This window comes from Klebsiella sp. H-Nf2 (assembly GCF_002806645.1).
Classification (GTDB): domain Bacteria; phylum Pseudomonadota; class Gammaproteobacteria; order Enterobacterales; family Enterobacteriaceae; genus Klebsiella; species Klebsiella variicola.
Genome location: NZ_PIBL01000005.1, coordinates 157,871 through 172,279, shown reverse-complemented (window position 1 = coordinate 172,279; position 14,409 = coordinate 157,871). Strand labels below are relative to the sequence as shown.

Here is a 14,409-nt window from a genome sequence, read left to right as displayed (position 1 = left end):
TCTGCCGCGCCCACCTTTGCGCATCTTTAGCCAGGTCTAACATTTCCTGACATCGCGTCGTTTAGGCTGATAGCAGTGTTTTATCACCTGAGAGGAAAACCATGGCTAACTGGCTTAATCAACTGCAGTCGCTGCTCGGGCAGCAGGGCGCGTCACCGACAGGCGAGTCGTCAAAAGGGAGCGCACTGCTGCCTGGTGCGATTGGCGGGCTGGCCGGGTTGCTGGTGGCCAGTAAATCCTCACGCAAACTGCTGGCGAAGTACGGCACCAGCGCGCTGCTGGCAGGCGGTGGGGCGGTGGCGGGTACGGTGTTATGGAACAAGTATCAACAGAAGATGCGCGCTCAAAACGCGCCTGCGTCCGAGGCGAGCACGCCGGCTGTCGTGCCGGCGGACGTTGATCCGCGCAGCGTGCGGCTGATCACCGCGCTGGTTTTTGCCGCCAAGAGCGATGGTCATATTGATGACCACGAGCGGGCCAATATTGAAGCCCAGCTGCGGGCGGCCAATATTGACGTTCAGGCTCGGGTGCTGATCGACCAGGCGCTGGCCCAACCGCTGGATCCACAGCGTCTGGCGGAGGGCATCGTTGATCCGCAGGAGGCACTGGAGATTTACTACGTCAGCTGCGCGGTCATTGATATCGACCACTTTATGGAACGCAGTTATCTGAACGCGCTGGGAGACGCGCTGTCACTGCCAAAGGATGTCCGGGCCGATATAGAACAGGATATCCAGTCACAAAAACAAGCGCTAAGCGTCTAAATTATCACGTTTCGCTTGCATCGCCCGCGTCTTTTGCCACCCTTATAGACACGTCATCATTCAGGCGCCGCCGTGTGGCCTGAATGCTCTTGTGTCACGATAAAGCAGCAGAAGACCAACATGCCACCAAAAGCCAAACGGATCCCTCACGCCATGACCTTGCATGGCGATACACGCATCGATAACTATTACTGGCTGCGCGACGATGAGCGCGCGCAACCTGACGTGCTGGACTATCTGCACGCGGAGAACGCCTACGGCAAGCGGGTGATGGATTCGCAGCTCAGCCTGCAGGAACGTCTGCTGAAAGAAATTATCGACCGCATTCCGCAACGGGAAGTCTCCGCCCCTTACAGTAAAAACGGTTTTCGCTACCGCCAGGTTTACGAGCCGGGCTGTGAATACGCCATCTATCAGCGCCAGTCGGTGCTCAAAGAGGAGTGGGATGAATGGGAGATCCTGCTTGACGGCAACCAGCGGGCGGCGAAGAGTGAGTTCTACACCCTTGGCGGACTGGGCGTCGCGCCGAATAACCAATTGATGGCGGTGGCGGAGGATTATCTTTCCCGCCGCCAGTATGGCCTGCGCTTCTGCAATCTTAGCAGCGGTGAGTGGTACCCGGAGATCCTGGAAAATGTCACCTCCGGCTTTGCCTGGAGTAATGATTCCCGCTTTGTGTGGTACGTGCGTAAACATCCCACCACACTGCTGCCTTATCAGGTCTGGCGCCACACGGTGGGTACCGCGGCGCAGAGTGATGTGCTGGTGTATGAAGAAAAAGATGAGACCTTCTACGTCAGCGTACATAAGACCACTTCCCAGCAGTTCGTGGTGATTTATCTCTCCAGCGCCACCACCAGTGAAGCATTACTGCTCAACGCCGAACTCCCTGACGCTGAGCCGGTCTGCTTCCTGCCGCGGCGGAAAGATCACGAATACAGCCTCGATCACTATCAGCACGCGTTCTATCTGCGATCCAACCGGGAGGGGAAGAATTTTGGCCTCTACCGTACCGTGCTGCGCGATGAAGATCAGTGGACCACGCTGATCGCGCCGCGTCACGACGTGATGCTCGAAGGATTTACGCTGTTTACCGACTGGCTGGTCGTCGAGGAGCGCCAGCGCGGCCTGACCAGCTTGCGGCAAATTAACCGCAAGACCCGGGAGGTGGTAGGGATCGCCTTTGACGATCCGGCCTATGTCACCTGGCTTGCCTATAATCCGGAACCCGAAACGTCGCGCCTGCGTTACGGGTATTCCTCCATGACCACGCCGGACACCCTGTTTGAACTGGATATGGATACCGGCGAACGGCGGGTTATCAAGCAGCAGGAAGTGAAGGGGCTGGACACGAGCTGCTACCAGAGCGAACACCTGTGGGTGACCGCCCGCGATGGCGTCGAGGTTCCGGTATCGCTGGTCTACCATCGCGACCATTTCCGCAAAGGGAGCAATCCGCTGCTGGTCTATGGCTATGGCTCATATGGCGAGAGTATCGATGCCGATTTCAGCGCCAGCCGGCTAAGTCTGCTCAACCGGGGCTTTGTCTACGCCATTGCCCACGTCCGCGGCGGGGGCGAGCTGGGGCAGCAGTGGTATGAGGACGGCAAATTTCTGAGTAAGAAAAATACCTTCAATGACTATCTGGACGTCTGTGACGCGCTGTTGGCCCAGAGGTACGGCGATCCGCAGCTCTGCTATGGCATGGGGGGCAGCGCCGGCGGGATGCTGATGGGCGTGGCCGTTAACGAACGTCCTGAGCTGTTTCATGGCGTGATAGCCCAGGTGCCGTTCGTCGATGTGGTGACCACCATGCTGGATGAATCTATTCCACTGACCACCGGGGAATTTGAAGAGTGGGGGAACCCACAGGATGAAACCTATTACCACTACATGAAAAGCTACAGCCCTTACGACGGCGTCCGGGCGCAGGCTTATCCGCATATGCTGGTGACCACCGGGCTGCACGATTCCCAAGTGCAATACTGGGAGCCGGCAAAATGGGTGGCCAAACTGCGGGAACTGAAAACCGACGATAACCTGCTGCTGCTTTGCACCGATATGGATTCCGGCCATGGCGGCAAATCCGGGCGCTTTAAAAGCTATGAGGGAGTGGCGCTGGAGTATGCCTTTTTCATTGCCCTGGCGCAGGGGACACTGCCGGGGAAAGCGGCAGTGTGATGACTATTCCCCGAGGTAATGTTTGAGGGTCAGGCGCAGTTCGGGGCTCATGCGGTCGAGATTGTTGAATAACCAGCGCAGGTAGCCGGGGTCGTTTTCAGCAATTTCGGCCACCGCTTTACCCCGGTATTTGCCGAAAGTAAAGGTGGTAAGCAGCGCCGGGCGGCCGGTAATATTGGCCATTTCGTCAGGCGTCCAGCCGGAAACGTTGATGATATCCAGCAACAGCGCGGCGGTGATATAGCAGTCATACAGCGCGCGGTGGTGATGCAGCCCCGGCGGGGTCGCCACATTCAGCTTACGTGATTTATATAACCCCATATTGCTGTATTTGATCCCCGGCCACAGGCGGCGGGCCAGCTTCATGGTACAAATCCACTCGCCGCTCATCTCCGGTAATACCCGGAGGTCAAAGCTGGCGTTGTGCGCGACATACCAGGGACTGCCCAGATAGTGCGGAATAATCTCCTCAATCCACGGCTTATCAGCGACCATCTCTTCCGTTATACGGTGGATAGCCATCGCCTGCGGCGTGATGGGGCGGTCAGGACGCACCAGATGGCTCATCGGGTTAGTGATGTGCCCATCGACAATGTCGACCGAGGCGATTTCGACGATGCCCCCCTGCAGGCCGCAGGTTTCGGTATCAATGACGCGCAACATGGCTCGCTCCAGAGCAAAACAACAAGCGTAAAGGAATTGGGTGGCCTTGCCAACCGACGGGGAGCAGGCGGGCGCGCATTATTTCTGCTTCGGCTCCCAGGGCAGTCGGGAAAGCGAAACAGACGCCAGCCGGTGGGCGATCAGTCGTTCGCGGAACCAGTCGCGCAGATGGGCGGGCTGCTCACGCTCGACCAAATCAGCGACCACCGGCATGTTGTATCGCTCCTTAAACGCGACGCCGGCGGCGGCGAGATCGACGTTGACCTTATCCATCTCAGCTTGCGAAATTTTGGCCAGATTTCTTTCCATTATTAACTCCAGTGTGCTGGTAAACCCGGTCGAGGCGCTGACGCTTAGCTCGACTCTGCCATTATACAGGGTTATTCTCTGTCCTACAGACATAACAAAAGGGAATGACGAATATGCGACTCCTCGCTGGACGCGCGTTGCGCCTCTCGGTTGCGTTTGCCGGTATGTTAACCGCGGCAGGCGCCTTCGCCCACGCTCACCTGCAACAGCAGATCCCCGCCGCGGGTGCACAGCTGACCGCTCCCCCTCAGACGCTGACGCTCAGTTTCTCCGAAGGGATCGAACCGGCCTTCAGCGGCGTGGTCGTCACCGGTCCGCAGCAGCACGCGGTAGCCACCGGAAAACTGACCCGCAGCGCTGACAACCCCGCTCAGGTCACCTTACCCCTGGCGGAAACGTTGCCTCCGGGGGAGTACACCGTAGCATGGCATGTGGTCTCGGTTGACGGCCATAAAACCAAAGGGCAATACACTTTTAGCGTGAAGTGATCGATGTTGACCGGGCTCTATATCACGCTGCGTTTTGGGCACTTTATCACCCTGATGTTGGCTTTTGGCTGCGTGCTGTACGGCGCCTGGTGGGCGCCAGTACCGCTGAGGCGCGTGCTGATGCACCGCTTTTATCCGCTATTGCGCCCCCTGATGTTGATCGGCGCGCTCTCAACCGTGGCGCTGTATCTGCTGCAGGGGGGGATAATGGGCGACGGCTGGGCGGATGTCTGGCAGCCCGCCGTTTGGCAGGCGGTAGCGGGTACCCGCTTCGGCGGGGTGTGGATCTGGCAGATCCTGCTGGCGTTGACTGCTTTCGCCGTGGTGTGGATCCGTCCCCATCACGGCGCCAGGCAACTGATGGCCCTGCTGGCAGCCCAGCTGTTGCTTTCCGCCGGGGTAGGACATGCCGCCATGCACGATGGCTTACTTGGCGCCCTGCAGCGGACTAATCATGCCGTCCACCTCTTCTGCGTCGCCAGCTGGTTCGGCGGCCTGTTGCCCTTCATCTACTGCCTGCGCCTGGCGCAGGGGCGCTGGCGTCAGGCTGCAATCTATACCATGGCGCGCTTTTCGCGTTACGGACATCTGGCAGTGGCCGGCACCCTTGCCAGCGGCGTAGTCAATGCGCTGTTGATCCAGGGCGCGGTGATCGGAACCTCGCCCTGGGGGCGCATGCTGTTGATCAAATGTGCGCTGGTCGCCGGGATGGTGGTAATTGCCTTAGTGAACAGGTATGTTCTGGTACCGCGCATGTCGGCAAGCGGTTCGCGGGCGGAAAGCCTGATCCTGCGGACCACGCAGGCTGAGATAGGGCTGGGCGCGCTGGCGCTGCTGGCCGTCAGTCTGTTTGCCACCTGGGAACCTTATTGAATTAACTGGCAAAATCATGAAAAAAATTGTTCTGACCATGTTGTTACTGGCAAGCTCCGGGGCTGCTCTGGCGGCGCCGCAAATTATCACCGTGAGCCGCTTTGAAGTGGGGAAGGAGAGCTGGGCGTTCAACCGTGAAGAGGTGATGTTGACCTGCCGTCCGGGTAACGCGCTTTACGCCATCAACCCAAGTACGCTGGTCCAGTATCCGCTCAATGACGTAGCGGAACAGCAGGTTAAAGCCGGCAAGACGACCGCGCAGCCGATCTCTGTGATCCAGATCGACGATCCGCAGCATCCGGGACAAAAAATGAGCCTCGCGCCATTTATCGAGCGAGCGCAGAAGCTCTGCTAGCGTTCCGCGTTATCTTACTGTAATAGCATAAAAAAAACCGCCCTTGCCGGATAACGGCAGTGGCGGTTTTTTACTGGCTGACAGCCGTTTACCAGGAATTATACGACCACATTGGCCGCGGACTGGAAAAGCTGACGCGTTAAACTATTCTTATAGTGCAAGGCGACTTAGCCTGCATTAATGCCAACTTTTAGCGCACGGCTCTCTCCCAAGAGCCATTTCCCTGGACCGAATACAGGAATCGTATTCGGTCTCTTTTTATCTGTCACTTTTTGCTTTCGCAATAGCCAGCGACATCATGTCAGTCAAACCCCAGGCTGGCCTCTGGATGTCCCGTTATAGCACACCGTTTTTAGCATACACAATCCATTTACACACAAATCGCATCCTGAGGAAGGGTTGCGTCGGGAAGGAGAGATCTGAAACTGAGGTGGAAAGAGAAAAGAAAAAACCTGCACCTAACCAGGCCCGGCGTGCAGGTTAACAGGCGGGCCAACATCGGAAGTCTGCTAGTATACATATTTGTATGATAAATAAAATGAGCAAAGTCTAATAGATTTGGCAATTCATGCGATTAGCTATCATCGAACGACCGTATCGCTAAAAATAATAAGCAAATGCGCTATGTGTGGCGGTTGAAATTATTCAGGAACGCTAAAGGTGGGGTATATCTTACTTTCGAGATAGCAGAGCAAAAGCCAAATTTCATCGCTAAAAATAAACCATACGCAGCCCAGCAGAATGACCGCAAGAATAATTAGCAGGAAAATTTCGGTTTTACTCATCATGCCAACCACTATCCAATGGCGCCTGGGGCCATGATAGTAGCGAAATAAGTACCGAATAAGCAAACGCCGCGTGTCAGCGCGGCGTTACCGGCAGCGAAATTTACGTGCCATGGCGCGGTTGCGTCAGGATGTCCACCTGCTCAGCCAGCTGATCCAGCAGCTGGAACCGACGCCGGTATTCAGCCCGTTTTTTACTGGCGATACTCTCCAGTGGTTTGCGTTCCAGACGCTGCGGCAGCCGCCAGCGCCAGGCGCTTTCCGGCTTACCGTCGATGGACTGCCAGAACTCGTCGTAACTGGCGTGGAAATGGCGGCCCTTGCTCAGGCGATAGCGCAGGGCACGGAACACATGGCCATTATCGCTGACGCCATAAATCGACTCGATAGCGCTGCGAGCAGCCAGCAGCCAGATGAACTCCAGCAGCAGGCGCTTCGGGAACAGGCCGAAGCAGGCGCGAGTGGCCTGCTTAATCACCTCATGGGAAACGTGGCGCCGTGGCCCCTGTAGGCCGCCAATGACCAGCTGCCAGGCTTCACCGTCCCAGGTCACGCTAAAGGTTGCGCTGGCCAACAGGGTGTTGTTGTTGTCACGTAGCCACAGCGTGGTTTCGCCCTCACGCTCAGCCTTCCCGGCAGACGAGGCGGAGAGCGTGAACGGGCTGTCGTCTTTTCCGTTCAGCGTCAGCAGCGGGACCTCGCTCACCGCGGTCATGGCATGCGCCAGCAGCGACCCCTGCAGGGTATCGATGTAGCGATAATGACTTATCACCGCCATCGCCCGCTGCCAGGCGTTAAGATCGCGCGTCAGGTACTGACGGTGCACTTTCCCCGGCAAGGTCGCCTGCGCGGCCAGAAGCTGGTTAAAATCATCGCGGGCGCTAAGCGCCTCAAGCATCGCTTTGGTGGGGCTATAAAATAACGCCGTACGCAGCAGAAATTTAAGGCGAAAATTTCTCTGCCGCCAGATAGGTGCAGGTATTAGTCTGCCCATCACCAGATCGGCAATAAGATGCGAGCGCGGCGCAAGTACGCTGGTTGAATGCAGGCTATTGTCTGTCACGATAAACACCTCGTTGTTATTTCCTCCTATTTTAAAGCGAGCCTCTGATAAGCTTAATCCTCTGGCCGACTATATTTCCCGTTTGTTTAAAATCGATTGAGGTGTAAATAAAAATCACCGGGGATCCGGCGCAATTACCTATAATTACAGCAGAGAGGTAATTATATGTATCAACGTATTAATGGTAGCGACTGGCGTAATATCTGGCTGATGGGCGATCTGCATGGTTGCTTTGCGCTACTGATGGGCCGACTGCGCCAGTTGCGCTTTGATCCCTGGGCCGATCTGCTGATCTCCGTTGGCGATCTGATCGATCGCGGTCCGCAGAGCGCTGACTGCCTCGCCCTGCTGCGCTGCCGCTGGTTCAGGTCGGTGCGTGGGAATCATGAACAGATGGCGCTGGAGGCGCTGGAGAGCGGGGATATGGCACTCTGGCAGATGAACGGCGGCGACTGGTATGTCCGGGGCACCGGGCAGCAGCAGGCCGAAGCCGACCGGTTGTTAGCGCGTTGCCAGCGGCTACCGTTGATTATTGAAGTTGGGTGTGCAGATGCCCGGCATGTTATCGCCCATGCCGATTATCCGGCGTCAGTCTATCGCTGGCAGCAGCCGGTGGATCCCCAGCGGGTATTATGGAGCCGTCATCGCCTGAGCGAACATCTGGCGGGACGTCATGGCGCCATCGCCGGAGCAGACCATTTCTGGTTTGGTCATACGCCGCTTCGCGCGCCTTACGAACGCGATAATCAACACTATATTGATACGGGCGCTGTGTTTGGCGGGGCGCTGACGCTGGTGGCGCTGCAGTCGGCAGGTTAAAAGTCGCTGTATTCGCTGGCGGGTTGCCAGAAGCCGTCAATAAAATCTTCTATCGGATAGCAGCCGCCGTGGCGGATCCGCTGATCCTCCATCGCCACTAAACACTGCGTTTCCTCGCGGTAGACGTTAACCACAATGTCCTCACAGCCGCCATCCAGATAGCAAATAAACAACACCAAGGCAAACATCCTGGCCTCATGTTCGGGTTCACATACTATTTAGTGTAGGGGATGACAGCGGGACGGGGAAATAAATAACCCGTCTCTGGCGACGGGTTCATTTGAGTCAGGCAAGGCGCATGACCCAAGCATCAGACTGGCGGTCGTAATGTTTACGGTAGAGAACGGAATGTTCGCCATTGAGAATGGCGGGCACGCTGGTATCGGCATCCCAGGCGTCAAGCTGCATACATAAATCTGGATCGGATTTGCAGGGAATACTTAACGTTCGCTCTCCCTGATGTTCACCGTGCAGTTCGGCATCGTCTATCTCAAACGCGCCGATGCGGACATTGGTTTTACTCATCGCTTCACCCCATTTTTCAGCTGAGTTGTGGTACGACCAGTTGAGGTCGTCATTTTTCAGCGTAGTCAATGGGGTGAAAATCGCCAGTCAAAAAATGCGTATTTTTTGCACGACGTCACACCTTGCCGGCAAAAAGTTTCCCATCGCGCACCAGTTCACGCGGGTAGCTGTTCTTCAGGCGGGAGCCGACGCGCTTGGCCAGGCCCAGCGGGACACCCTGGAAGGTCACGATGGCTTCATCCTGCTGCGGCGCGGTCTGCGGATAGACGTCGCGTCCGCGATACCACTCCTCCGCTTCCTCCTGCGTCAGCTCGAAGGCGCGCTGCGGCGCGGCAAAGGCGATAACCGCCTCATGCTGCCAGCGGTAACCCTTGTTGTGCACCTCCGCCAGGCGTACGCCGATGCGTGAAAAACGCACCTTGCCAAACAGGGGCTCCATAGCCTGCGGGAACAGCCACAGCTCTTTATCCCGCTGCCACAGCGTATGGCCCGCGTCCCACTCGAGGCCAATAGCGTTGGCGGCGGCGGTTACCGCGGCGGCTTCCCGGCCCTTCAGCGGAACAAACGGGAATTTGCCGACCTTATAGCCTGGCGCCGGGAGCGGATCGATCGCCGCAGTCTTGCGCAGACGAGCAACGAAGAAGCCTTCGCAATCGTAGATCTGCGGGAACACGTGCAGAAACCCTTCAGCGGTTAAGGCATCGGCCGCGCCGGAAAACAGATCTCCCAGCGGCAGGATCTCCACTGCCTGCGGATAACGGGACAGCAGCCACTGAACGACCGCCTGATTTTCCTCGCGATTCAGGGTGCAGGTCGAATACACCAGCGTCCCGCCAGGACGCAGGGCATGGAAGGCGCTGTCGATAAGTTCGCGCTGGGTGGCGGCAATGTCGAGGTTGCTCTCCGGCGACCAGTTTTTCAGCGCGTCAGCATCTTTACGCACCACGCCTTCGCCCGAACAGGGAGCATCAAGCAGGATGGCGTCGAAAGCTTCAGGTAGCGCCGCGCCGAAAACCCGGCCATCGAAGTGGGTCAGGGCGACGTTACTGATGCCGCAGCGGCTGATGTTGGCATGCAGCACCTTCACCCGGCTGGCGGAGAACTCATTGGCCAGGATACCGCCCGCGTTACCCATTCGGGCGGCGATCTGGGTGGTCTTTGACCCCGGCGCAGCGGCAACGTCCATCACTCGTTCAGGCTGCGGGTTATCAGCGAACAGGGCGGCGACCGGTAGCATCGAGCTTGCTTCCTGAATATAGAACAGCCCGCTGAGATGTTCGGCGGTACTGCCCAGCGGCAGCGCATCGTCGTTGTCCCGCTCGATCCAGAATCCCTCTTCGCACCAGGGGACCGGCGTCAGCTGCCAGCCATACGGGGCGACCAGAGAGAGGAAATCATCAACGCTAATCTTCAGCGTGTTGACGCGAATACTGCGGCGTAGCGGGCGCTGGCAGGCGGCGATAAAGTCGTCGAAGGAGAGGTGCGCGGGCATTGCCGCACGCATTTGAGCGAGAAACGCTTCAGGGAAATAGACAGTATTTTCAGCCACAGGCAGCGCACCACAGAAAAAAAGGGTGCGCAGTTTAGCACAAACGCCCCGGTGCAGGACACCGGGGCGTGCGGTTGGTTATCTTCCCGCCCCGGCGTTGGCCGGGGGCGGGAGAAGGGGTCGTGAGGGTTACTGTGGCAGGGCGGTGCCCCATTCCCGCCACTCTTTCGGCTCGCTCTCCTGCAGCAGGAAGTGCTTGCCATCCTGAGCCTTTGGCGCCAGCGGCGTACCCGGCGGCGTGGCAAACGCGATCCCACCGCGGATAAACTGATTGAAGGTCCCGGTTTTCACCACGCCGCCAATCAGGCCGAAGTCGAGGCTGTAACCTGAGGCCAGCCAGAACACCGAGTTATTGCGTACCAGATACTGGTAGCGCTTGCTGATACGCAGTTTCACCATCACCCGATCGGACATCGACCCCAGCGACAGGCCGGTGACCGTCCCCACTTCAAGGCCGCGGAACAGGACCGGCGTACCGATGCCAAGCGACCCCGCCTCCGGCGCTTCCACCACAATGTTCAGGCCGTCGATATAGCGTGAGTCGCTGATCGTCGTATCCTGGATCTCAAAGTCGCGGCGCGCCGGGCCGCGTCCGGGCTCAACGTTGATATACGACTGGAACAGGGTGTCCAGATGCTCGACTCCCGCGGCGGAGATTTGCGGGGTGATCACCGAGAAGCGGGTCCCGGCCCGGGCGAAGGTGCCGACGTATTCCGGGTAGAGCACCGCTTTCGCCTGCACTTCGTTTTTGGCGGTGATCAGCTCCAGCGACTGGATCTGACCGATATCGATGCCGAGATAACGAATCGGCATCCCGGCCGCCATCTTCCCGGCGTCAAACGCGTGCAGGGTGATCTGGCCGCCCACGGCGCGTGCCGCCGTTTCAGAAGCATAAAGGATACGTTTGTTATTCAGCCGCGCGTTGGCGCTACTGCCGTTGAGGTTATCGAAACTGATCGCCCCTTTAATGGCACGCGCCAGCGGCGAGGCCTGGACGGTGAGCCCGTTGCCGTCAAGTTTGACCTTCGCACCTCCTTCGGCCCAGAAGACGCTGTTGTTGGTCAGCAGGTAGCGGTACTCCGGCTTGATATGCAGATCGATATCGAACACGTCGCTGCGCGGTTTGACGGAGATGATTTCGCCGACGGCGAATTTACGATACAGCACAACCGAGCCGGCCTGAACGTCAGGCAGGGTCTCCGCTGAGAGGCTTAAGGTGGTGGTCGGCACTTCACTCAGGCTGTTTTCCTGGGCCTTTTCGAGGTTGGCGTACAGCGGGTAGCTGCTCTGCATTTCGCCTTTTTCTCCCGGAATGACCCGGATCCCGCCATTGACCCACTCGCTGGCGCTGGCTCCCAGCACCTGCACGCCATCGAGTCCGACTTTGACATCCAGACGGCTGTTAACCACAAACTTGCTGTCGCCGCGAATGAGATCGCGGTATTCCGGCGCAATGGCGACCTGGAAGGTGACACCTTTAGCCGTCAGTTTGCGCTCCAGCACCTGGCCGACTTTTACTCCGTGCAGCACCAGCGGCTGGCCGCCGTCAATCCCGTAACTTTCCGGCGCGGAGAGCGTGACGGTGGCGACGTTGGGTTCCTCCAGCAATGCTTTATCTGCTGGCATGACCGAGAAGTGATTGCGCGGCTCGCCTTCCCCGGGTACCAGTTCAAAGGTATTGCCGGTGAGCAGGGCGCTGACGCTGGGGTTGTCGAGGGAGATCTTCGGCTTCTTCATCTGAATCAGCGTTTTCTCACGCAGCAGCGTCACCACGCTCGGGTCGACGGTCATCTCGCCGGTCACCTTGCCGCCGGGGTTAAGATTCAGCTTACTTAACTGGCCCACTTCCAGCCCCTGATACATCAGCGGCGTCGAGCCTGCTTTCAGCCCATCGCCGTCGGGCAGGTCGAGGGTGACCAGCACACCACGCTGGCTATGCGCCAGATCTTCGTACAGATGATAGTCATCGTTTTGCGCCGCAACCTGCGAATCGGCGGGGGAGTCAAAGGCGATAGCGCCGTTCACCAGTGCAGAAAGGTTCTCCAGCTGCACTTTTGCCCCACTCAGGCCGACGTCGGCTTTGATCCCGGAGACGTTCCAGAATCGGCTGCCTTTTTTCACCAGGTTGGTAAACCGGCGTTCGATCAGGACATCGATGGTGACTCCCTGATTATTGGCATTCAGGGTGAAGTCATACACGCGTCCGACCGGGATCTTGCGGAAATAGACCAGCGAGCCGCTGCTCAGGGAGCCAAGGTCAGGCGCCTGCAGGTGGATCATCAGCTCGCCGTTGTTGATGCGGTATTTCGGCTGAGTGTCGAGGGCCACGAAGTGATCTTCGGGATCGCCTTTGCCTGGCATCATGCCAATGTAGTTCCCGCCCACCAGCGCATCCAGCCCGGAGACCCCGGCCAGAGAGGCTTTCGGCGTGACCAGCCAGAACTGGGTCTCTTTACGCAGTGCATCTTTCATATCGCGTTTGATGCTGGCGGAAACCTCAATCTTGCTCAGGTCTTTACTGAGGCTAATATCCTGGACGGTGCCGACTTCCACCCCCTGATAGCGGATAGGCGTCCGCCCCGGGACGATGCCGTTAGCGGACTGGAAATCGATGGTAATCGTCGATCCGCGGTCGTCAAAGCTGGTCCAGATGAGCCAGGCGGCAATCAGTAGCGCGATGACCGGCAACAGCCAGAATGGCGAGATGCGGCGTTTAGTTTTTATTCTGGCTTCAGTCTGCGAAGCGGGCGATTCCTGACTCATGTGCGTCCCAAAGTAAGCGGCTGTCCAGCCATTCAACTGCAAGAATAGTTAAAATTACTGCACCGCCGAAGTAAACCGCCGCCGGCCCCATGGTGAAGGCGAGGAGCTGATCGCGATTTATTAGCGACATGGTGAGTGAGATAACAAACAGATCCAACATCGACCAGCGGCCAATCCAGGTTATCAGCCGCAGCAGCAGGATGCGGGTGCGCAACCCCTGCTCACACTTGAATTGTATGCTGACCAGGAGGGTAAATAACACTATAACTTTGGTGAATGGCACCAAAATACTGGCGATAAACACCACCCCGGCGATGGCGATATTGCTGTTGGCAAGGGAGATTATCCCGGAGAGGATCGTATCGTCCTGGCGCGCACCATTGACATAGATGATCGAGATCGGCAGCAGGTTGGCCGGTAAGAGGAAAATCATCGAAGCGACCAGCGCCGCCCAGCTGCGCTGCAGGCTCTGGGGCCGGCGATGATGCAGCGGGGTGTGGCAGCGTCGGCAGCGGCCACGCGCGTCGCGGTAGCCGGTGTAGTGGCAACTGGTGCACACCTGCAGATTATTATCGGCGCGGGTCGCCGGCCGTTCAGGGTAGAAACGCTCCCACAGCTCTTCGACGTTCATGTGAATAAGCGTCAGGATGCTCAGCAGCGTCAGCGAGATAAACGCCACCAGGCCGATGCCGGGCTGCAGAAAGGCGTAATCCTGCACCTTGATGGAGGCGACGCCAATACCCACCAGATAGATATCCAGCATCACCCACTCTTTGAGCTTGCCGAGCATCAGCAGCACCGGGCGCAGGTTCATCCCCAGGACGTTGCCCAGCCAAAGATAGCTAATCGAGACCACCAGCAGCACCGGGGCGACCACCGCGCAAAACAGCACCATGGCGGCGGTAAGCGGGTCACCCTGTGCGGTCATCTGCCAGATCCCCTGCAGGACGTTGGCGTCGATGCGTACGCCCAACAGATGCAGGCGCAGCAGAGGTTCAGACCAGGCAAAAGGCATTAACAGCAGCATCGCAACAGCCATGCTGCCCAGACGCGTCAGCGACCAGTCGCGCCCATCACGCACCTTCGCGTTACAGCGTGGACACCAGGCGCTTTGGTAGCGTTTAAGCACCGGTAAGCGAAAGAGCATGTCACACTGCGTACAGCGCTGATAATGCGCATAGGGAAGCGGCGTGCTGACGGCATGCACGACCATCTTCTTCGCAGGTTTGATCGTTGGTGTTTTTATCGGCATTTATTACGTACAGGAATGAA

At 58.0% G+C, this 14,409-nt stretch carries 15 protein-coding genes; 6 read left to right on the top strand and 9 right to left on the bottom strand.

Annotation, left to right across the window (positions count from 1 at the left end; genetic code table 11):
- Positions 1-101: 101 nt before the first annotated feature.
- Positions 102-764 (top strand): tellurite resistance TerB family protein, encoded by a 663-nt coding sequence (locus CWM58_RS14775; protein ID WP_074385458.1) that lies wholly within the window; start codon positions 102-104, stop codon positions 762-764.
- A 120-nt stretch (positions 765-884) separates the two neighbouring features.
- Positions 885-2,945: an oligopeptidase B gene (ptrB, locus tag CWM58_RS14770; protein ID WP_100681214.1), complete on the top strand. Its 2,061-nt coding sequence runs from the start codon at positions 885-887 to the stop codon at positions 2,943-2,945.
- A 3-nt stretch (positions 2,946-2,948) separates the two neighbouring features.
- On the opposite strand, the gene exoX is transcribed toward ptrB, so the two are convergent.
- Positions 2,949-3,608: an exodeoxyribonuclease X gene (gene exoX, locus CWM58_RS14765; protein ID WP_100681213.1), complete on the bottom strand. Its 660-nt coding sequence runs from the start codon at positions 3,606-3,608 to the stop codon at positions 2,949-2,951.
- 78 nt (positions 3,609-3,686) lie between these two features.
- The gene (locus CWM58_RS14760) at positions 3,687-3,917 is read right to left on the bottom strand and encodes a DNA polymerase III subunit theta (protein WP_012541260.1); all 231 of its coding nucleotides are present in this window, start codon (positions 3,915-3,917) and stop codon (positions 3,687-3,689) included.
- Positions 3,918-4,030: 113 nt separating this feature from the next.
- Here CWM58_RS14760 and yobA point away from each other — a divergent pair, with 113 nt between their 5' ends.
- Genes yobA through CWM58_RS14745 form a run of 3 tightly spaced genes read left to right on the top strand, consistent with a single transcriptional unit; the run spans position 4,031 to position 5,633 of the window.
- Positions 4,031-4,405 carry a CopC domain-containing protein YobA gene (yobA, locus tag CWM58_RS14755; protein ID WP_100681212.1) on the top strand — a complete coding sequence of 125 codons (375 nt, stop codon included), beginning with the start codon at positions 4,031-4,033 and terminating at the stop codon, positions 4,403-4,405.
- Positions 4,406-4,408: 3 nt separating this feature from the next.
- Complete coding sequence (gene copD / locus CWM58_RS14750) at positions 4,409-5,278, top strand: copper homeostasis membrane protein CopD (RefSeq protein WP_100681211.1); 870 nt, start codon at positions 4,409-4,411, stop codon at positions 5,276-5,278.
- A 16-nt stretch (positions 5,279-5,294) separates the two neighbouring features.
- Entirely contained in the window at positions 5,295-5,633 is a 339-nt protein-coding gene (locus CWM58_RS14745; RefSeq protein ID WP_008804271.1) for a YebY family protein, read from the top strand.
- Positions 5,634-6,274: 641 nt separating this feature from the next.
- Here CWM58_RS14745 and CWM58_RS28645 read toward each other — a convergent pair.
- A complete protein-coding gene (locus tag CWM58_RS28645; protein ID WP_142667623.1) occupies positions 6,275-6,418 on the bottom strand; it encodes an Ecr family regulatory small membrane protein in 144 nt (47 codons plus the stop codon).
- Between the two features lie 103 nt (positions 6,419-6,521).
- Positions 6,522-7,490 (bottom strand): VirK/YbjX family protein, encoded by a 969-nt coding sequence (locus CWM58_RS14735; RefSeq protein ID WP_061154113.1) that lies wholly within the window; start codon positions 7,488-7,490, stop codon positions 6,522-6,524.
- 156 nt (positions 7,491-7,646) lie between these two features.
- Here CWM58_RS14735 and pphA point away from each other — a divergent pair, with 156 nt between their 5' ends.
- The gene (gene pphA / locus CWM58_RS14730; RefSeq protein WP_100681210.1) at positions 7,647-8,300 is read left to right on the top strand and encodes a protein-serine/threonine phosphatase; all 654 of its coding nucleotides are present in this window, start codon (positions 7,647-7,649) and stop codon (positions 8,298-8,300) included.
- On the opposite strand, the gene CWM58_RS14725 is transcribed toward pphA, so the two are convergent.
- From CWM58_RS14725 to yebS, 5 genes are all read right to left on the bottom strand, one after another.
- Positions 8,297-8,488 carry a YebW family protein gene (locus CWM58_RS14725; protein ID WP_100681209.1) on the bottom strand — a complete coding sequence of 64 codons (192 nt, stop codon included), beginning with the start codon at positions 8,486-8,488 and terminating at the stop codon, positions 8,297-8,299. The two genes, pphA and CWM58_RS14725, sit on opposite strands and share 4 nt — an antisense overlap.
- 97 nt (positions 8,489-8,585) lie before the next feature.
- Entirely contained in the window at positions 8,586-8,825 is a 240-nt protein-coding gene (locus CWM58_RS14720) for a YebV family protein (RefSeq protein ID WP_002911393.1), read from the bottom strand.
- A 115-nt stretch (positions 8,826-8,940) separates the two neighbouring features.
- Complete coding sequence (gene rsmF, locus CWM58_RS14715; protein WP_100681208.1) at positions 8,941-10,374, bottom strand: 16S rRNA (cytosine(1407)-C(5))-methyltransferase RsmF; 1,434 nt, start codon at positions 10,372-10,374, stop codon at positions 8,941-8,943.
- Positions 10,375-10,503: 129 nt separating this feature from the next.
- The gene (locus tag CWM58_RS14710) at positions 10,504-13,137 is read right to left on the bottom strand and encodes a PqiB family protein (protein WP_100681207.1); all 2,634 of its coding nucleotides are present in this window, start codon (positions 13,135-13,137) and stop codon (positions 10,504-10,506) included.
- Positions 13,106-14,389: a membrane integrity lipid transport subunit YebS gene (yebS, locus tag CWM58_RS14705; RefSeq protein ID WP_074385466.1), complete on the bottom strand. Its 1,284-nt coding sequence runs from the start codon at positions 14,387-14,389 to the stop codon at positions 13,106-13,108. The genes CWM58_RS14710 and yebS overlap by 32 nt, the downstream gene beginning before the upstream one ends.
- Positions 14,390-14,409: the final 20 nt, after the last annotated feature.